Raw genomic sequence first — 15,895 nt, 5'->3', positions numbered from 1 at the left:
GGCGCCCTCAGTGCTTTCGCGGCTCCCGAACGGGCTTGTGCGGGCGGTCAGTCGGTGACGTACTGATGCAGCCCGGGGACGTGCAGGGTGCCGCCGAACTGGCCGGCCTGGACCACCTTCACCTTCGTGAAGTAGATCAGCGGGATGTCCAGCGGCGGCGGGTTCTCCGGGTCGAAGGTGATCGGGATCAGCCCGAGCAGATTGCCCGAGATGCTCTCCGTGTACATCACCGTGTCGCCGTCGCGGATGGTCGACGTCGAGCCCTTGGCCGCCTCGACGTGGTACGTCTTGCCGGACTGCTCGTCCTTCACCGTCTGGTGCAGGTCGCCGATGTCGGTGCCGTTCGATATGACGTACTTCAGCACCTTCTTGGTGGTGCCGTTGGCGGTGCGCACCTCGACGATGCCCTTGTAGGAGGCGCCCTTCAGCGTCAGCGAGCTGGCGTTCAGGTACCAGGGGTCGTCGGGCAGCGGCACCGGGTTGTCGACACCGCCCTCCGCGTCGGTGGCGACCGGGCAGTCGTCCACGTCGGTGCTCGGGCTCGCCGAGGGGGACGGGGTGGCCGTCGCCTCGGGGTCCTCGGTCGGCTCCGCGGTCGGTTCGCCGGTCGCGTCCGACGCCGTGTCGCCGGCGCCCTCGGCCGTGTCCTCCACCGCGTCGGTGACCTTGTCGGTGGTCTCCTTCACCGGGTCCCCGGCGTCGCCGCTCCCGGAGTCCGCGCCCTGGCTCCCGTCCGGGCTCGGCGTCGCCGAGACGGACGGGGCCGGAGTGGCGCTCGGGCTCTCCTCGGCGCCGCCGCCGGTGATGCCGTCGACGACACCGCCGACCACACCGGTGACCGTGTCGCCGATGGTCTCCAGCACGCCCTGCTGCGTCTCGGACGGCGAGGGCGCGGCCTGCGGCTCCTTCGTCTCCGGTGCCTCGGCGGAGGCGGACGGCGTGGGCTCGGCCTCGTCGGCGGAACCTGAATCCGCCGAAGAACCCTCACCCGAGCCGGAACCGCCCGTGCCGGAGCCCGAGTCGCCGGAGCCGGAGCCCGAGCCCGAGCCGGACGTGGCCGACGGGGTCGGCTCGGCGCCGACGTCCGACGGGCTCTCGCTCGCCGAGGCGGACGGCGACGGCGTGGCCGTGGCGGTGTCGCCCTTCTCGGCGTCCTCCAGGGCCGCGACGCACGCCTTGTACTCGTCGGCCGTCAGGCTCCGTGACGCCGGCTGGTCCTCGGCGAGGGCGAGTTTCGGAGTGAACCCCATCCCCATCAGGACCGCGGTCGGCATCGCCGCCAGGGCTATCGCCTTGCCGGCCGGCATGTGGAACCTGGTGAACAGCGGCTTCTTGGGTGCCGCGTGGCGCGGCCCGGTTCTCACACGGGACTCGTCCACATCAGCCCCGTGGGTCACCTCGTCAGCCGGCACTGTGCCTCCCGTTCGCCTCGTTGCCGGGGCTCGTTCCTGACAGATCGTCGGATGCACCCACCGTGTCCGTGTCCGTGACCGGGGCCTGCGGGGCCTTGCCGAGGCCGGTGTCCCCGGGGGCCGTGCCCGTTCCCCCGACGTCCGCCCGCGCCGGAGCGGGCGGCGCGCCCTCGGCCCAGGACACCGCCATCGCGCCGCCGATGAGGGCGAACAGGAAGCCGATGAGGAAGCCGCCGAGGTTGGAGACGGGGATGGACACCAGCGCCAGCAGGATCGCCGCCACGCCCGCGAAGACCCGGACGTGCTTCTGGAACCAGAGGCTCAAGCCGAGGACGACGAGCAGTACGCCGATGATCAGGGACCCGGCACCCGCGGTGGTGGCCATCGCCAGCGTCAGATGGCCGAGCCGGAGATTTGCGTACGGGAAGTAGGCGATGGGGAGTCCGCCGAGCATGACGAACAGGCCGGCCCAGAACGGCCGGGTGCCCCGCCAGGCGCGGAAGTTCCGCCGAAAGACCCGGAGGTAGTGCTCGTCGTTGCCGGGCGCGGCAGGAGTCTCGGCGCTCATGGAAAACAGCTCCCTGGAACGGCGTTGCCGTGGTGAGTGGTACTGCGAATGCAGAGTTGGAGAGTGGACGGGCGGGGGTGCCACCGGCGCCCCCGCCCGTCAGCGAGTGCTTAGTAGCACTCCTTGACACCCGTCGACAGCGACATCTTCAGGCCGCTGAGCTTGAAGGTTCCGGCGGTGGTCGCCCACGCCGTCTGCTTCACGTCCTTGAGGGTGACCGAATCGGCCTGCTGAGCGAACCCGAACGGGTTGGCCTGCTCCTTGCCGCCCTTCATGCCGGGACCCTTGGAGGCGTCCTTGGCGGCCACACCGATGTCGATGCCGCGGAAGGTGGCGTCACCTTCCAGCTCGGCGACGTCGATGTACAGGTTCTCGGCCTTGACCGGGGTGTCACCCTGGCCGGCCCGCAGGATCAGGCTGACATTGCCGAGCACCGGGATGTTCGGCGTGACGACCGACTGACACATGTTCTTGATGGTCGCGGACTTGAACGCCGAGACGGCGACGGGGTGAACCGTCTTCTTGCCGTCGAGCGTGTAGCCCTCGTCAAGAGCGCCGTACTGCGCGAAGCCCGTGCCGTCGAGCTGCTCGGTCGTAACCTTGAAAGACTGTCCGGAAACGCTGAACGACGCGGCGAGAGCACCCTGCGCGAGCGCGACGCCTATCGCCGCCGTGGCGGCCACGCTGGGCACCATGACCACGGCGAACCGCTTCCATCTGGTCCCACCACGCACCTGGGACTCCATATTTCCTCCTTCTCGGACGTACATCTCCTGACCCTGACTGGCCCCCGGTTCGGCGGCTCAGCCGGGCAGGGATGGGAGAAGTGCTACGTCCTCGGGAAGGAGAGCGCCCGCGCTCGGCGGCGCGTAACGCGCCCGAATCACCGGCGATCACCCCCGAGCGACAACCACTGGTCGCGCCTGACACGCATCACGCACAACCCTGCCGGACAGGCTTCGCCCGCTGGCGAAGACCCCCCTGTCCAAGAGCCGGCGGCACCGCCGTCGGCTCTGCTCGGTGGGGACCCAGGAAACCTCGCGACCCGATTGGCTGTCGGGGTGCGGGAATGGACCGAGCGTCGCCGATCGTGGTGCATTCTCGCCGCCCGCACAAGGGGGTTCGTTACTCGCTAGTAACGGCCGGATAACCGAACCACGACCCCTTGATCTCGGTCGGCGACTCAGGGTGGCATCGGAGGGGGTGACAAAGAAGGAATGCCGGGACGGAACCCGACAGAACAGCGCCCCTGACTTACTGGCAGTAACAGCGGCCGCGATTACCAAGATTTGGCAAAGCGCGGCCGCATCGGTGCTGCGACGGCAGCCGTGTCACTCCTAGAACAGGGCGCGCGCCAGCGCCCGTCGGGCCGCGGTCACCCGCGGATCGTCGGCCCCGACGACCTCGAACAGCTCGAGCAGCCGCAGCCGTACGGCGTCCCGGTCGTCGCCGGCCGTGCGCGCCACGGTGTCGATGAGCCGCCCGAACGCGTCCTCGACATGCCCGCCGACCAGATCGAGGTCGGCGGCGGCGATCTGCGCCTGCGGGTCGGCCGGTTTCTCGGCGGCGTCCTTGCGTACCCGCTGCGGGTCGAGGCCCTGCACCCGCTGGAGCAACTCGGCCTGCGCCAGACCCAGTTTCGCCTCCGGGTTGGCCGGGTCATCGGACAGTACGTTCTGGTACGCCCGCACCGCGCCGCCCAGGTCGCCCGCGTCCAGCGCCTGCGCCGCCGCGTTCAGCGCGGCCTCGTGCGGGCCGGCCGGCTGGGCCGGCGGCTGGGCCACGCCCGGCTCCGCCTCCGGGTCGACGGTGAGACCGGTCAGACCGAAGCGCTGCTCGGCGACGGCCACCAACTGGTCGAGGGTCTCCCGGATCTGGGCCTCACCGGCCGCGCCCTGGAAGAGCGGCAGCGCCTGCCCCGCGACGACCGCGAAGACGGCCGGGATGCCCTGGATCCCGAACTGCTGCATCAGCATCTGGTTGGCGTCGACGTCGATCTTGGCGAGGAGGAAACGCCCGTTGTACTCGACGGCCAGCCGCTCCAGGACCGGGCTCAGCTGCTTGCAGGGCTGGCACCACTCGGCCCAGAAGTCGATGACGACCGGGACTTCGGTGGACCGCTGGAGGACGTCACTCTCGAAGGTGGCCTCGTCGACGTCGATGACGAGATCGGCCGGGGAGACGGCGCCGCCCCCGCCGTGGCGGGCCGCTTCGGCGCGCGCCTGCTCGGCCTTGGCCTTGGCCTCTTGGGCCGCCTTGACCGCGGCGAGGTCGACGACGCCGCTCATGGACATGTTCCGTGGCTGCATGCGTCTATCCTCCCCCGTTCCCGCGCGTGTGTGAAAAGCGATGTGCATGCCGGGCGCCGGGTCCCCACCCCACGCCCTGTGGTCGTCGCCCGCGTGTGCCGCTCACGAGCTTTCGCTACGAGTCGTAGCGTAATGGCAGACGGGGCCCGCGCGGCACCCCGCAGCGGTGATCTGCCTCACTGCGCGCGCGAACGGGCCGGCCCGGAAGGCGCCGGTTATGGTCGACGGCATGCACAGCCGCACCCACGCCGGCCGCGCGGGACGGCCGCGCAGCGCCACCGCCGACGCCGCCATCCTGGCCGCGACCCGGGCGGCCCTGGTCGACCTCGGCTGGTCGAAGCTCACCCTGGGGGACGTGGCGTCGCGCGCCGGGGTCGCGAAGACGACGCTCTACCGGCGCTGGGCGGGCAAGAACGAACTCGTCGTCGACGCGGTGGCGGAACTCTTCGACGAACTCCGCCTCCCCGACCGCGGCACCCTCGCCGCCGACATCGAGGGCGTGGTCTTCCAGTTCGCCGCGATCCTGGCACGGCCCGAGGCGAAGAGCGGCCTGATGGCGGTCCTGGCCGAGTCCACCCGCGACGACGCCCTGCGCGAACGCATCCGCACCTCCATCGTCGACCGGCAGAAGCGCCTGGTCCTGGAGGGCCGCGCCCGAGCCCAGGAACGCGGCGAGCTGCCCCCCGAGACGGATCCCGGAGAGGCAGCCCGTACGGCCGACCTCATCTTCGACGTGGTGGCGGGCGCGGTGGTCCACCGCGAACTGGTCAGCGCGGAACCGGTGGACGAGGAGTGGGTCCACAGCTTCACGCGGATACTGCTGCTGGGCCTCACGGCGGCCTAGGAAGTGCCCCGCGGCGCAGCCGCGGCGCTCAGAACCCGGCCGGCTCGGTGTACACCCCCCACTCGTCGCGCAGTACGCCGCAGATCTCGCCCAGCGTCGCCTCGGCCCGCACGGCCTGAAGCATCGGCTCGATCATGTTGGAGCCGTCCCGTGCCGCGGCCAGCATGCCGTCGAGCGCGGCGCGCACCGCCGCCTCGTCCCGCTCGCCGCGCCGGGCGCCCAGTGCCCGGACCTGCTCGCGCTCCACCTCGTGGCTGACCCGCAGGATCTCCAGGTCCCCGGTGACCGACCCGGTGTGGGCGTTGACGCCCACCACCCTCTTGTCACCCTTCTCCAAAGCCTGCTGGTAGCGGAAGGCGGACTCGGCGATCTCGCCGGTGAACCAGCCGTCCTCGATGCCCCGCAGGATGCCGGACGTGATCGGCCCGATCGGGTGCTGCCCGTCCGGGTGCGCCCGCAGCCCGCGCTCCTTGATCTGCTCGAAGATCTTCTCCGCGTCCGCCTCGATCCGGTCCGTCAGCTGCTCGACGTACCACGAACCGCCCAGCGGGTCGGCGACGTTGGCGACGCCGGTCTCCTCCATCAGCACCTGCTGCGTGCGCAGCGCGATCTCGGCCGCCTGCTCCGACGGCAGCGCCAGCGTCTCGTCCAGCGCGTTGGTGTGCAGCGAGTTGGTCCCGCCCAGCACCGCCGCCAGCGCCTCCACCGCCGTACGCACCACGTTGTTGTAGGGCTGCTGGGCGGTCAGCGAGACACCGGCGGTCTGCGTGTGGAAGCGCAGCCACTGCGCCTTCTCGCTCTTCGCGCCGTACACGTCCCGCATCCAGCGCGCCCAGATCCTGCGCGCGGCCCGGAACTTGGCGATCTCCTCGAAGAAGTCGACGTGCGCGTCGAAGAAGAAGGACAGGCCGGGCGCGAAGACGTCCACGTCGAGCCCGCGGCTGAGCCCCAGCTCGACGTACCCGAACCCGTCGGCCAGCGTGTACGCCAGCTCCTGCGCGGCCGTCGCGCCGGCCTCGCGGATGTGGTAGCCGGAGACGGAGAGCGGCTTGTAGGCGGGGATGCGTTCGGCGCAGTACTCCATGAGGTCGCCGATCAGCCGCAGATGGGGTTCCGGCTGGAACAGCCACTCCTTCTGCGCGATGTACTCCTTGAAGATGTCCGTCTGCAGGGTGCCGTTGAGCACGCCCGGGTCGACGCCCTGCCGTTCGGCGGCGACCAGGTACATGCAGAACACCGGCACGGCGGGCCCGCTGATGGTCATCGAGGTGGTGACGTCGCCGAGCGGGATGTCCTTGAACAGGACGTCCATGTCGGCCGCCGAGTCGATCGCCACCCCGCAGTGCCCGACCTCGCCCAGCGAGCGCGGGTCGTCGGAGTCGCGGCCCATGAGCGTCGGCATGTCGAAGGCGACGGACAGGCCCCCGCCACCGGCGGCGAGGATCATCTTGTACCGCTCGTTGGTCTGCTCGGCGTTCCCGAACCCGGCGAACTGCCGGATCGTCCAGGTCCGCCCCCGGTAGCCCGTCGGATACAGCCCCCGGGTGAACGGGAACTCCCCCGGCCACCCGATCCGCTCGAACCCGTCATAGCGGTCCCCGGGCCGCGGTCCGTACACCGGCTCCACGGGATCGCCGGAGAGCGTGGTGAAGTCCGCGTCGCGCTTGCGCGCGGCGTCGTACCGGGCCTGCCAGCGTCGGCGGCCCTCCTCGATGGCGTGAGCGTCCATACCTTCGAATTTACTAGGACGTCCAAGTAAATGTCGATGGCTGACAGCCGCACGCTGGTCCGTACGGCTGTATCGCCCGCGCGCCTAGGCCTTCGCGACGGCCGGCGAGGCGTCCGTGACCTGCGCTTCCAGCTCGCGGCTGATGCGGCGCTCCACGAAGAAGGCGGCGGTCGGGATGGTGCCGGCCAGCAGCACCCACACCTGCTTGGCGATCGGCCACTTCGCCTTGGAGCCGAGGTCGAAGGCGAGGACCAGGTACACCACGTACAGCCAGCCGTGCGCGATGCTGACGACCTGGGTGAAGTCATCCGCGCCGTCAAGCTTGAGCCCATACTTGGCGATCATGCCGAAGGTCAACAGGATCAGCAGCACGCCGGTGACGTACGCCATGACGCGGTAGCGGGTCAGCACGCTCTTTTTCATGCGTACGAGCGTAACCACCCGTTCCGGGTGATCTTGTTGCGGGTCGCCCCTCCACGCGCCCCGGGTCACCCCTTCGCGCGCCCCGGGCTCATTCCTCCTCGAAATCCCCCGCCGCCACCCGCAGCGGCCGCAGCATCGCGAAGAGTTCCCCGCACTCCTCGGCGTCGTACGCGCCCAGGCCGAAGTCCATGGCCATCAGGTCGCGGGTGGCGGCGTCGACGACCTCGCGGCCCTTGTCGGTGATGGTGGCGAGGGTGCCGCGGCCGTCGTTGGGGTTGGGGCGTTTGTCGACCAGGCCGGACTTCACCAGGCGGTCGACGGTGTTGGTGACGGACGTCGGGTGGACCATCAGGCGCTCGCCGATCTTGGACATCGGCAGTTCGCCGGCCTTGGAGAAGGTGAGCAGCACCAGCGCCTCGTAGCGCGCGAACGTCAGTCCGTACGGCTTGACCACCGCGTCGACCTCGGCGAGCAGGATCTGGTGCGCCCGCATGATCGAGGTGATGGCGGCCATGGACGGCACGTTCCCCCAGCGCTGCTTCCAGAGTTCGTCGGCGCGGGCGATGGGGTCGAAAGGAAGGCTGAGCGGCTTCGGCACGTCATCAGACCTTACCGGCCAGTCATATGCCGGTCAGCCCTGTCTCGCCTTTCGGTCGCAGGCGATCCGGGAATGCCGTCACCACTCCCCGGCCCACACCCTTTGAGCGATCGCTCAAATACGTGTACGGTCTCGTTCCAAGAGTTTGAGCGGTCGCTCAAATCTTTCGCGGAACGGGGGATTCGCCATGGGCCTCAAGGGGCTCTACATAGAGACACGGATCAGGGCCGACCTCGACGAGCTGTGGGCCCGCACCCAGGAGCCCTCCCAGCACCAGCGCTGGGACCTCCGCTTCACAGAGATCGACTACCTCCCGCGCGGGGAGGGCGAACCGCAGCGCATCCGGTACGCGACCCGCGTGCTGCCCTTCCTCACGGTCGCCGGCACCGGCGTCTCCGCCGGCGAGCGGGAACGCTCCGACGGCACCCGCACCTCCGCGCTGCGCTTCGCCTCCCCGCACCCGCTCTCCCTGCTCGCCGAAGGCAGCGGCTACTGGCGCTACGTCCCCGACGGCGACGGCGTCCGCTTCCTCACCGGCTACGACTACCGGCCCCGCTGGGGCGCCATCGGCGCGCTCGCCGACCGGCTCGTCTTCCGCCCCCTCATGGGCTGGGCGACGGCCTGGTCCTTCGACCGGCTCCGGCTGTGGCTGGAACGCGGGATCACCCCGGAGCGCGCGCTGCTGAACTGGCTCGCGGAGCTGACCGTGCGCGCGCTGGTGATCGCCTTCGCCTGCACCGGCCTCGGCCTGGACTCCGCCCTCCGCCTCCTCGGCCCGTTCGCCGCGTCCGCCGCCTACCTGTGCCCGCTGCTGCTGGCCGTCGCCATCTGCCTGGCCCTGTTCAAGGCGCCCCTGGCCCACACCCCGGCCGCCCGCCGCTGCCTGCGCGCCCCCGCCACGCGCGTACGCGCGCCCCGGCTGCTGCACACCCTGGAGAACCCCCGATGACGTCGATCTTCCGTACGGTGATGGGCTCCGACTTCGACCGTCTGCACCCGCAGCTGCGGCGCCGCTTCTCCGTGGGCCTGGCGAGCGGCGAAGCCTGCACGGGCCGCGGTGTCATGACCCGGATCTGGCACGGCGGGGCCTTCGTCAAGCCGTTCCTGGCGCTCGGCACCACCCGCAACATCCTCGTCCCGCGCACCGGCCGCGACGTCCCCTTCACCATCGAGAACGTGCCGTACACCGACACCTTCGGCCGTGAGACGGTGAGCTTCGTGCGCACCTTCCGACTGCCCGGCCGTCCCCGCCGCTTCGACGCCCAGATGGTGCTGAGCCCGAAGGGGGACCGCGTCCTCGACTACCTCGGCACCCACCAGCACCTCGCCAGCGAACTGCACTTCGCCGCCGAACCCGACGGCTCCCTGCTGATCCGCTCCGGCGAGCACCGCTTCCGCGAGGGCGTGGTGGACGTGCGCGTCCCCGAACTCGTCGGCGCGACGGCGGAGGTCCGCGAGTCGTACGACGACACCACCGGCCGTTTCCGCATCCAGGTCCAAGTCGTGAACCGCTACTTCGGCCCGCTCTTCGGCTACGCGGGCACCTTCGAGGCGACGTACACCGACATCCGCGGCTGCGGGGTACGGCCCGGTCTGCGTCCGGTCCGTGAGGAGTCGCGCGCATGAGCCCGGAGACGGCCAAGTCGCTGGAGACGAAGAACCGGCTCCTGGAGGGCGCGCTGCGCACGCTCACCGAGCAGGGCATCGCCAAGACCTCGGCCCGCACGGTCGCCGCGGCGGCCGGTGTGAACCAGGCGCTCGTCTTCTACCACTTCGGTTCGGTCGACGAGCTGCTCGCCGCCGCCTGCCGGTACGGCGCGGAACAGGCGGTCGCCCGCTACCGCGCCCGCCTCGCCGCGGTCACGTCGCTGTCCGAGCTGCTGGCGGTGGGCCGCGCCATCCACGAGGAGGAGCGGGCCGGCGGCCACGTCGCCCTCCTCGGCCAGCTCCTCGCCGGAGCCCAGACCCACGCCGCTCTCGGCCCCGCCACGGCGGGCGGCCTGCAGCTGTGGATCGACGAGATAGAGCAGGTCCTCGTACGGGTCCTGGCCGCCACCCCGTTCGGCGAGTTCACCGACCCGGCGGGCCTGGCACGCGCGGTCGCCGCGGCCTTCGTCGGCATCGAGCTGTACGAAGGGGTGGACGCGACCGGCGCGGCCTCGGCGCTGGACGCGCTGGAACAGCTCGGCGTGCTGGTCGCCGCGCTGGAGGAACTGGGCCCGGTGGCCCAGCGGGCCGTACGCCACCATCTGCGGCGCACGGCCAGGCGCTGAGCGGGCGGAACGCCCCGGGCTACTCGGCGACTACTCGGCGAGGTGCCGCTCGACGGTCTCCACCTTGGAGGTGAGCCCGTCCGTCACCCCGGGCCGGATGTCCGCCTTGAGCACCAGCGACACCCGGGGCGCCCGCGCCTCGACGGCGGCGACGGCGCGCCTGACGACGTCCATGACCTCGTCCCACTCGCCCTCGACGGAGGTGAACATCGCGTCGGTGCGGTTGGGCAGTCCGGACTCCCGCACCACCCGGACGGCGTCGGCGACGTACTCCCCCACGTCCTCGCCGACGCCCAGCGGCGTCACGGAGAAGGCGACGATCATGCGCCCACGACCCCTTCCTTGCGGGCGCGGGCCGCGATGACCGCGTCCTCGGCCTCGCGGCGGAGCTTGCGCTCGGCGATGAAGCCGCCGCCGGGGATGACCGAGTAGGCGAAGTAGAGGGCTCCCGTCCTCCCGTCCCACTTGGTGCGGTTCCAGGCGTCGAGCCAGAAGATCACGTACAGGACGAAGAGCACGCCGTGGATCGGGCCGAGCACGGGGGCGGCGTCGAAGTCCTCGGCGACCGTGTACTTGATGATCGTGCAGACCGCGAGGACGATCCAGGAGATGCCCTCGGGCACGGAGACCAGGCGGAGGCGGCGGAGGGCGGAGGCTGTCTTCAGGTCCACGGGTCACCTTCGGTGGGAGAGTCGCTTGGAACGCGGGTGCTCGCTTTGTGAATGGATGCACAAGCGTTCCCCCATTGTGGCAAACCTCGCCGGGACACCCGAGAGCGGGTCCCACGGACTCTGTCGGCGAGCCCCGCCGCCCGTTACCGTCGCAATCGTGGCGATGTTCCGACTTCAGGGCGGCAAGGTGCTGGCCGTCGACATGACCGGGGATGCCGTGCGGGCGAAGAACGGCTCGATGGTCGCGTACGACGGGCAGATGGCCTTCAAGAAGCTGAGCGGCGGCGGTGAGGGGATCCGGGGCATGGTGACCCGGCGGATCACCGGGGAGCAGATGACCGTGATGGAGGTGAAGGGGCACGGGACGTGCTGGTTCGCGGACCGGGCGTCCGAGATCAACCTGGTGGCTCTGAGCGGCGACAAGCTGTACGTGGAGTCGAGCAATCTGCTCGCGACCGACGGCGGCCTGCGGACCGGCACGAGCTTCACGGGGCTGCGTGGCGCCTCGCAGGGCAACGGGCTGTTCACGACCACCGTGGAGGGGCACGGGCAGGCGGCGATCACCTCGGACGGCCCGGCGGTGGTGCTCCGGGTCAGCCCGCAGTACCCGCTCACGGTGGACCCGGGGGCGTACATCGCGCACCAGGGGAACGTACGGCAGTCCTTCCAGTCCGGTGTGACGTTCCGCACGTTCATGGGTGAGGGCGGCGGCGAGGCGTTCCAGATCCGCTTCGAGGGCGACGGGCTGGTGTACGTCCAGCCCAGCGAGCGGAACACGATCGCGGGGGACGTGTGAGATGACCTTCCGGGAGATCAATCCGAAGATGGTCGAGGCGACGGTCGTGCCGGGCCGGCGGCTGTTCAGTCAGCGCGGCGCGATGCTGGCGTACCGGGGCGAGGTGTCCTTCACGCCCAACGTCGCAGGCGGCCGCGGCGGGGTCATGTCGATGATCGGCCGCCGGCTCGCCGACGAGGACACCCCCCTGATGACCGTGGAGGGCGACGGCACCGTGCTGTTCGGGCACGGCGGCCACCACGTGCACGTGATCGGCCTCACCGGCGACACGCTGTACGTGGAGGCGGACCGTCTCCTCGCCTTCGAGGGCACCCTCCAGCAGGGGACGATGTTCATGGGGTCGCAGGGCGGCGTCATGGGCATGGTGCGCGGGCAGGTCACGGGCCAGGGCCTGTTCACCACGACCCTGAAGGGGCACGGCGCCGTCGCCGTGATGGCCCATGGCGGTGTCTTCGAGATCCCGATCACGCCCCAGCGCCCGGTGCACGTCGACCCGCAGGCGTACGTCGCCCACCACGGCGACGTGCGCAACAAGCTGTCGACGGCGCTGAGCTGGCGGGACATGGTGGGCCGGGGTTCCGGCGAGGCGTTCCAGCTGGAGCTGAGCGGCAGCGGCGCGGTGTTCGTCCAGGCCTCGGAGGAGAAGCTGTGAGCACGTATGTGACGCCGGGCGGCGCCCCGGGCCCGACGGTGCACGACCCGGCCGCGCTCCCGGCCGACGACGACGTGAACCCGTACACCTTCTGCGTGGAGCTGAAGGGGACCCGGTGGTTCCTGCAGAAGGGGAAGATGATCGCCTACTACGGCTCGATCGACTTCAACGGGGTCGGGCACGGGCGGCTGGAGCGGCTGGTCCGCACGGCGTTCCACTCCCCGCTGCACGCCTCCGACTGGGTGGTGGCGGAGGGTTCGGGGAAGATGCTGCTCGCCGACCGGGCCTTCGATGTGAACTCGTTCGACCTGGAAGACGGCAATCTGACGATCCGCGCGGGCAATCTGCTCGCTTTTCAGCCAAGTCTCGCCCTCAAGCAGTCGATCGTGCCGGGGTTTCTGACGCTGATCGGAACCGGGAAGTTCGTGGCCGCATCTAACGGTCCGGTGGTGTTCATGGAACCCCCGATCCGGGTGGACCCGCAGGCGCTCGTCGGCTGGGCCGACTGCCCGTCCCCGTGCCATCACTACGACCACGGGTACATGGCGGGCGTGCTGGGCGGTCTACGTGCGCTGACGGGCCTCGGAGGGGCTTCCGGAGAGGAGCACCAGTTCGAGTTCGTGGGGGCGGGTACCGTCCTGCTCCAGTCGACCGAGACCCTGATGCCCGAGCAGGAGACGGGAGCGATCCCACCCGGCGCGGGCGTGCCCGGTGGCGCGATGGCCGGAGGGCACGGGGGATCGGCCGGGACACCGCGCCTTCCCGGACAGCTGGGAGACCTCCAGCGTCGCTTCGGGCTGTGAGCGGTAGTCTGCGGAGTGTGACATCGAACGCGTGCGCACTGTCACACCACCTAGACTAGTTCACCATTCAACTTTCTTAGGTAGACTTCATTCATGGAGACCGAGACGGCCACGCGCTGGCTGACCGATGCGGAGCAGTGTGCCTGGCGCACCCACCTGGAGGTCAACCGACTGTTGACGTACCAGCTCGAAAAGGACCTGCAGCCGTTCGGCCTGACGATGAACGACTACGAGATCCTGGTGAATCTCTCCGAGTCGGAGGATCTGCGGATGCGGATGAGCGACCTCGCCTCCGCCACCCTGCAGTCCAAGAGCCGGCTCTCCCACCAGATCACCCGCATGGAGAACGCCGACCTGGTACGCCGCGAGAACTGCGAGTCCGACCGGCGCGGCCTCTACGCGGTGCTCACCGACCACGGCATGGCGACCATGCAGAAGGTCGCCCCGCACCATGTGGCATCCGTCCGCAGGCACTTCATCGACCTCCTCTCCCCCGAGGCCCTGACCGAGCTGGACAAGGCCCTCAAGCCCATCGCCGAGCACCTGCGGGGGCACCGGGGACGCCCATGACCAGTTAATGCCAGAGGACTAGGCCAATGGCAGGCGGAGCTCGAACAGGGCTCCGCCCGCCGGCGCCGTGTGCGCCGTGAGCGTGCCGCCGTGGCGTACGGCGACATCCCGGGCGATGGCCAGGCCCAGCCCGGCGCCGCCCTCGTCCCGGCTGCGGGCGTCGTCCAGCCGTACGAACCGTTCGAAGATCCGCTCCCGGTCGGCCTCCGGCACGCCCGCCCCGTCGTCGGCGACCCGCACCACCGCCGCCCGGTCCCCGTCCCGGCCCACGGTCACGGTGACCGAGGACCGTGCGTGCCGCTCGGCGTTGTCCAGCAGATTGGCGAGCACCCGCCCCAGCTGACCGCGTGATCCGGCCACTTCCGGACCACCGCCCCCGTCGGCCTCGACCGTCACCCGGTCCCGCCCCGCCGCCTCCTCCCGGGCCAGCGCGACCAGGTCGACCCGTGTCCCGGCGGGCCGCTCCCCCGCGTCCAGCCGCGCGAGCAGCAGCAGGTCGGCGGCGAGCCGTTGCAGTCGTACGGTGTCCTCGACCGCCCCGTCGAGGTCCAGCAGCCCGGGATGGGCGGCGGCCACCTCCAGCTGGGTGCGCAGCGAGGCGATGGGGCTGCGCAGCTCGTGGGAGGCGTCGGCGACGAACCGGCGCTGGCGTTCCACCGAGGTCTCCAGCGCGGCCAGCGTCTCGTTGGTGGTGCGGGCCAGCCGGGCCACCTCGTCGTGGGTGCCGGGTTCGGGCACCCGGCGGGACAGGTCCTCGGAGGCGGTGATCTCCGCCATCTCGCGGCGGATGCCCTCGACCGGGCGCAGGGCGCGCCGGGTGACCAGCCAGGTCACGCCCGCGACGACGGCGAGCAGCACCGGGAAGCCGGTCAGCAGCACGGTGGCCGCGGTGCGCACCGCGTCCTGCTGGGCCTCCAGCGAGGCACCGGCGTGGACGACGACGGTCTCGCCGCGGCTGTCGGTCGCCTCCGCCTCGGCGAAGCGGTACTCGGCGCGTTCGCCGTCCACGGTGGCGGTGCCGTTCGCGTGCCCGTCGACGTCGCCGAGCTCGCCGCGCCGGCTGTCGCTCTCTTCGTCCCGGTCCTCCTCGTCGTCGTCCCGCCCGGGCGACGGGCCGCCGGCCGGGGTGACGGCGGACACCCCGGTGCCCGTGATGGCCTCCAGGCCCTCGCTCACCGCGAGCACCCGGCCGTCCTCGTCGACGACCTGGACCGGGTTGTCGTCGGCGTCCGGCAGGTCGAGGTCGGCGTACGGGGTGCCGGCCGCGATCTGGGAGGTGACCTGGCGGGCGGCGCCGTCCGCCTCGGAGTCCGCGCGGCTCTCCAGGTTGCCGCGCAGCGACAGCAGGACCGCCACCCCGGCGGCGACCAGGGCCACCGCCACCACGAGCGTCGCGGCCAGGGTGGCCCGCGCCCGCACCGACCCGAACACGCGTCTCATCGCGGCGCCTCCAGCCGGTAGCCCGCGCCCCGCACGGTGCGGATGAGCCCGGCGCCCAGCTTGCGGCGCAGGGCGCTGACGTACACCTCGACGATGTTCGGGTCGCCCTCGTAGGCGAAGTCCCAGACGTGTTCGAGGATCTCCGCCTTGGACACCACCTCGCCCGCCCGCAGCGCCAGCTGCTCCAGCACCGCGAACTCCTTCGCGGTGAGCGGCACCTCCGCGCCGTCGCGCAGCACCCGGCGGGCCCCGGTGTCCAGCCGCAGCTCCCCCACGGTGAGCACCGGGGTGCCGCCGCCCGTGTTCCGGCGGCGCAGCAGCGCCTTGATCCGGGCCACCAGGACGACGTACGAGAACGGCTTGGTCAGGTAGTCGTCGGCCCCGGTGTCCAGGCCCTCCGCCTCGTCGTACTCGCCGTCCTTGGCGGTGAGCATCAGGATCGGCACGTCGTTGCCGGCGGCGCGCAGGGCGGCGCAGACGCGGTAGCCGTTCATGCCGGGCAGCATGATGTCGAGCACGACCAGGTCGTACGGCGCCTCGCTCGCCCGGTGCAGTCCCTCCCGTCCGTCGTGGACGACGTCCACGGCGTAGCCCTCGGCGGTGAGGCCCTTGGCCAGGGACACGGCCAGGCGTTTCTCGTCCTCGACGATCAAGAGACGGAAGGGGCGGCGCGCAGCGCCTCGAGCAGGGCGGTGGTGGGTGACGGGCGGGCGCATGGGTACAGGGTGGCAAACCGAAGCTGAAGCGATCTTCAGGTGGCTTCAGCGTGGCTTCAGGTTCGGATCGGCAGGGTGGGTCACGTCGAAC

19 protein-coding genes are annotated in these 15,895 nt (G+C 70.9%); 8 read left to right on the top strand and 11 right to left on the bottom strand.

Annotation, left to right across the window (positions count from 1 at the left end; translation table 11 throughout):
• Positions 1–47 precede the first annotated feature (47 nt).
• From AMK31_RS14930 to AMK31_RS14910, 4 genes are all read right to left on the bottom strand, one after another.
• Positions 48–1,412 (bottom strand): hypothetical protein, encoded by a 1,365-nt coding sequence (locus AMK31_RS14930; protein WP_073940997.1) that lies wholly within the window; start codon positions 1,410–1,412, stop codon positions 48–50.
• Positions 1,402–1,980 (bottom strand): DUF6114 domain-containing protein, encoded by a 579-nt coding sequence (locus tag AMK31_RS14925; protein ID WP_073940996.1) that lies wholly within the window; start codon positions 1,978–1,980, stop codon positions 1,402–1,404. Before AMK31_RS14925 ends, AMK31_RS14930 begins: the two co-directional genes overlap by 11 nt.
• A 110-nt stretch (positions 1,981–2,090) precedes the next feature.
• Complete coding sequence (locus tag AMK31_RS14920; RefSeq protein ID WP_073940995.1) at positions 2,091–2,726, bottom strand: DUF6230 family protein; 636 nt, start codon at positions 2,724–2,726, stop codon at positions 2,091–2,093.
• 591 nt (positions 2,727–3,317) lie between these two features.
• Positions 3,318–4,289: a tetratricopeptide repeat protein gene (locus AMK31_RS14910; RefSeq protein ID WP_073940994.1), complete on the bottom strand. Its 972-nt coding sequence runs from the start codon at positions 4,287–4,289 to the stop codon at positions 3,318–3,320.
• 229 nt (positions 4,290–4,518) lie between these two features.
• On the opposite strand from AMK31_RS14910, the gene AMK31_RS14905 reads away from it, so the two are divergent.
• Entirely contained in the window at positions 4,519–5,133 is a 615-nt protein-coding gene (locus AMK31_RS14905; protein ID WP_073941285.1) for a TetR/AcrR family transcriptional regulator, read from the top strand.
• A 28-nt stretch (positions 5,134–5,161) separates the two neighbouring features.
• Here AMK31_RS14905 and AMK31_RS14900 read toward each other — a convergent pair whose 3' ends face one another.
• The 3 genes from AMK31_RS14900 to AMK31_RS14890 form a co-directional block, all read right to left on the bottom strand.
• Entirely contained in the window at positions 5,162–6,862 is a 1,701-nt protein-coding gene (locus tag AMK31_RS14900) for an acyl-CoA mutase large subunit family protein (protein WP_073940993.1), read from the bottom strand.
• 84 nt (positions 6,863–6,946) lie between these two features.
• Positions 6,947–7,285, bottom strand: coding sequence for a DUF3817 domain-containing protein (locus tag AMK31_RS14895; protein ID WP_073940992.1), 339 nt, complete (start codon positions 7,283–7,285; stop codon positions 6,947–6,949).
• A gap of 88 nt (positions 7,286–7,373) precedes the next feature.
• Complete coding sequence (locus AMK31_RS14890) at positions 7,374–7,883, bottom strand: MarR family winged helix-turn-helix transcriptional regulator (RefSeq protein ID WP_073940991.1); 510 nt, start codon at positions 7,881–7,883, stop codon at positions 7,374–7,376.
• 187 nt (positions 7,884–8,070) lie between these two features.
• On the opposite strand from AMK31_RS14890, the gene AMK31_RS14885 reads away from it, so the two are divergent.
• From AMK31_RS14885 to AMK31_RS14875, 3 genes are read left to right on the top strand one after another with little or no spacing between them, the layout of a single operon-like run.
• Positions 8,071–8,832 carry a hypothetical protein gene (locus AMK31_RS14885; RefSeq protein WP_073940990.1) on the top strand — a complete coding sequence of 254 codons (762 nt, stop codon included), beginning with the start codon at positions 8,071–8,073 and terminating at the stop codon, positions 8,830–8,832.
• The gene (locus AMK31_RS14880) at positions 8,829–9,509 is read left to right on the top strand and encodes a DUF4166 domain-containing protein (protein ID WP_073940989.1); all 681 of its coding nucleotides are present in this window, start codon (positions 8,829–8,831) and stop codon (positions 9,507–9,509) included. Before AMK31_RS14885 ends, AMK31_RS14880 begins: the two co-directional genes overlap by 4 nt.
• Positions 9,506–10,156, top strand: a complete 651-nt coding sequence (locus tag AMK31_RS14875) for a TetR/AcrR family transcriptional regulator (RefSeq protein WP_073940988.1) — start codon at positions 9,506–9,508, stop codon at positions 10,154–10,156. Before AMK31_RS14880 ends, AMK31_RS14875 begins: the two co-directional genes overlap by 4 nt.
• Before the next feature lie 30 nt (positions 10,157–10,186).
• Here AMK31_RS14875 and AMK31_RS14870 read toward each other — a convergent pair whose 3' ends face one another.
• A complete protein-coding gene (locus tag AMK31_RS14870) occupies positions 10,187–10,480 on the bottom strand; it encodes an MTH1187 family thiamine-binding protein (RefSeq protein ID WP_043383196.1) in 294 nt (97 codons plus the stop codon).
• Entirely contained in the window at positions 10,477–10,827 is a 351-nt protein-coding gene (locus AMK31_RS14865; RefSeq protein ID WP_073940987.1) for a DUF3817 domain-containing protein, read from the bottom strand. The genes AMK31_RS14870 and AMK31_RS14865 overlap by 4 nt, the downstream gene beginning before the upstream one ends.
• 163 nt (positions 10,828–10,990) lie before the next feature.
• Between AMK31_RS14865 and AMK31_RS14860 the strand changes: the two genes are divergently transcribed.
• The 4 genes from AMK31_RS14860 to AMK31_RS14845 all read left to right on the top strand — a co-directional run bounded on the left by AMK31_RS14860 (position 10,991) and on the right by AMK31_RS14845 (position 13,648).
• On the top strand, positions 10,991–11,623 hold the full coding sequence (locus AMK31_RS14860) for an AIM24 family protein (RefSeq protein WP_073940986.1): 633 nt from the start codon (positions 10,991–10,993) through the stop codon (positions 11,621–11,623).
• A gap of 1 nt (position 11,624) precedes the next feature.
• Positions 11,625–12,275 carry an AIM24 family protein gene (locus tag AMK31_RS14855; protein WP_073940985.1) on the top strand — a complete coding sequence of 217 codons (651 nt, stop codon included), beginning with the start codon at positions 11,625–11,627 and terminating at the stop codon, positions 12,273–12,275.
• The gene (locus AMK31_RS14850) at positions 12,272–13,078 is read left to right on the top strand and encodes an AIM24 family protein (RefSeq protein ID WP_073940984.1); all 807 of its coding nucleotides are present in this window, start codon (positions 12,272–12,274) and stop codon (positions 13,076–13,078) included. Before AMK31_RS14855 ends, AMK31_RS14850 begins: the two co-directional genes overlap by 4 nt.
• A gap of 93 nt (positions 13,079–13,171) precedes the next feature.
• Positions 13,172–13,648: a MarR family winged helix-turn-helix transcriptional regulator gene (locus tag AMK31_RS14845; RefSeq protein ID WP_073940983.1), complete on the top strand. Its 477-nt coding sequence runs from the start codon at positions 13,172–13,174 to the stop codon at positions 13,646–13,648.
• A gap of 18 nt (positions 13,649–13,666) precedes the next feature.
• Here the strand turns inward: AMK31_RS14845 and AMK31_RS14840 are convergent, their stop codons facing one another.
• Both AMK31_RS14840 and AMK31_RS14835 read right to left on the bottom strand, forming a co-directional pair.
• Positions 13,667–15,088, bottom strand: coding sequence for a sensor histidine kinase (locus AMK31_RS14840; RefSeq protein ID WP_073940982.1), 1,422 nt, complete (start codon positions 15,086–15,088; stop codon positions 13,667–13,669).
• On the bottom strand, positions 15,085–15,804 hold the full coding sequence (locus tag AMK31_RS14835) for a response regulator transcription factor (RefSeq protein WP_073940981.1): 720 nt from the start codon (positions 15,802–15,804) through the stop codon (positions 15,085–15,087). The genes AMK31_RS14840 and AMK31_RS14835 overlap by 4 nt, the downstream gene beginning before the upstream one ends.
• Positions 15,805–15,895 lie beyond the last annotated feature (91 nt).

The sequence above is a fragment of the Streptomyces sp. TSRI0107 genome (assembly GCF_001905845.1).
GTDB lineage: Bacteria > Actinomycetota > Actinomycetes > Streptomycetales > Streptomycetaceae > Streptomyces.
The sequence above is the reverse complement of the archived record's forward strand: the minus strand, read 5'-3'. Positions and strand labels throughout refer to the sequence as shown.

Excerpts from the sequence above, each read along its gene's own strand:
- AMK31_RS14925 (WP_073940996.1), bottom strand. The coding sequence starts at position 1,980 with ATGAGCGCCGAGACTCCTGCCGCGCCCGGCAACGACGAGCACTACCTC.
- AMK31_RS14920 (WP_073940995.1), bottom strand. The coding sequence starts at position 2,726 with ATGGAGTCCCAGGTGCGTGGTGGGACCAGATGGAAGCGGTTCGCCGTG.
- AMK31_RS14910 (WP_073940994.1), bottom strand. The coding sequence starts at position 4,289 with ATGCAGCCACGGAACATGTCCATGAGCGGCGTCGTCGACCTCGCCGCG.
- AMK31_RS14905 (WP_073941285.1), top strand. The coding sequence starts at position 4,519 with ATGCACAGCCGCACCCACGCCGGCCGCGCGGGACGGCCGCGCAGCGCC.
- AMK31_RS14900 (WP_073940993.1), bottom strand. The coding sequence starts at position 6,862 with ATGGACGCTCACGCCATCGAGGAGGGCCGCCGACGCTGGCAGGCCCGG.
- AMK31_RS14895 (WP_073940992.1), bottom strand. The coding sequence starts at position 7,285 with ATGAAAAAGAGCGTGCTGACCCGCTACCGCGTCATGGCGTACGTCACC.
- AMK31_RS14885 (WP_073940990.1), top strand. The coding sequence starts at position 8,071 with ATGGGCCTCAAGGGGCTCTACATAGAGACACGGATCAGGGCCGACCTC.
- AMK31_RS14880 (WP_073940989.1), top strand. The coding sequence starts at position 8,829 with ATGACGTCGATCTTCCGTACGGTGATGGGCTCCGACTTCGACCGTCTG.
- AMK31_RS14875 (WP_073940988.1), top strand. The coding sequence starts at position 9,506 with ATGAGCCCGGAGACGGCCAAGTCGCTGGAGACGAAGAACCGGCTCCTG.
- AMK31_RS14870 (WP_043383196.1), bottom strand. The coding sequence starts at position 10,480 with ATGATCGTCGCCTTCTCCGTGACGCCGCTGGGCGTCGGCGAGGACGTG.
- AMK31_RS14860 (WP_073940986.1), top strand. The coding sequence starts at position 10,991 with ATGTTCCGACTTCAGGGCGGCAAGGTGCTGGCCGTCGACATGACCGGG.
- AMK31_RS14855 (WP_073940985.1), top strand. The coding sequence starts at position 11,625 with ATGACCTTCCGGGAGATCAATCCGAAGATGGTCGAGGCGACGGTCGTG.
- AMK31_RS14845 (WP_073940983.1), top strand. The coding sequence starts at position 13,172 with ATGGAGACCGAGACGGCCACGCGCTGGCTGACCGATGCGGAGCAGTGT.
- AMK31_RS14840 (WP_073940982.1), bottom strand. The coding sequence starts at position 15,088 with ATGAGACGCGTGTTCGGGTCGGTGCGGGCGCGGGCCACCCTGGCCGCG.
- AMK31_RS14835 (WP_073940981.1), bottom strand. The coding sequence starts at position 15,804 with ATGCGCCCGCCCGTCACCCACCACCGCCCTGCTCGAGGCGCTGCGCGC.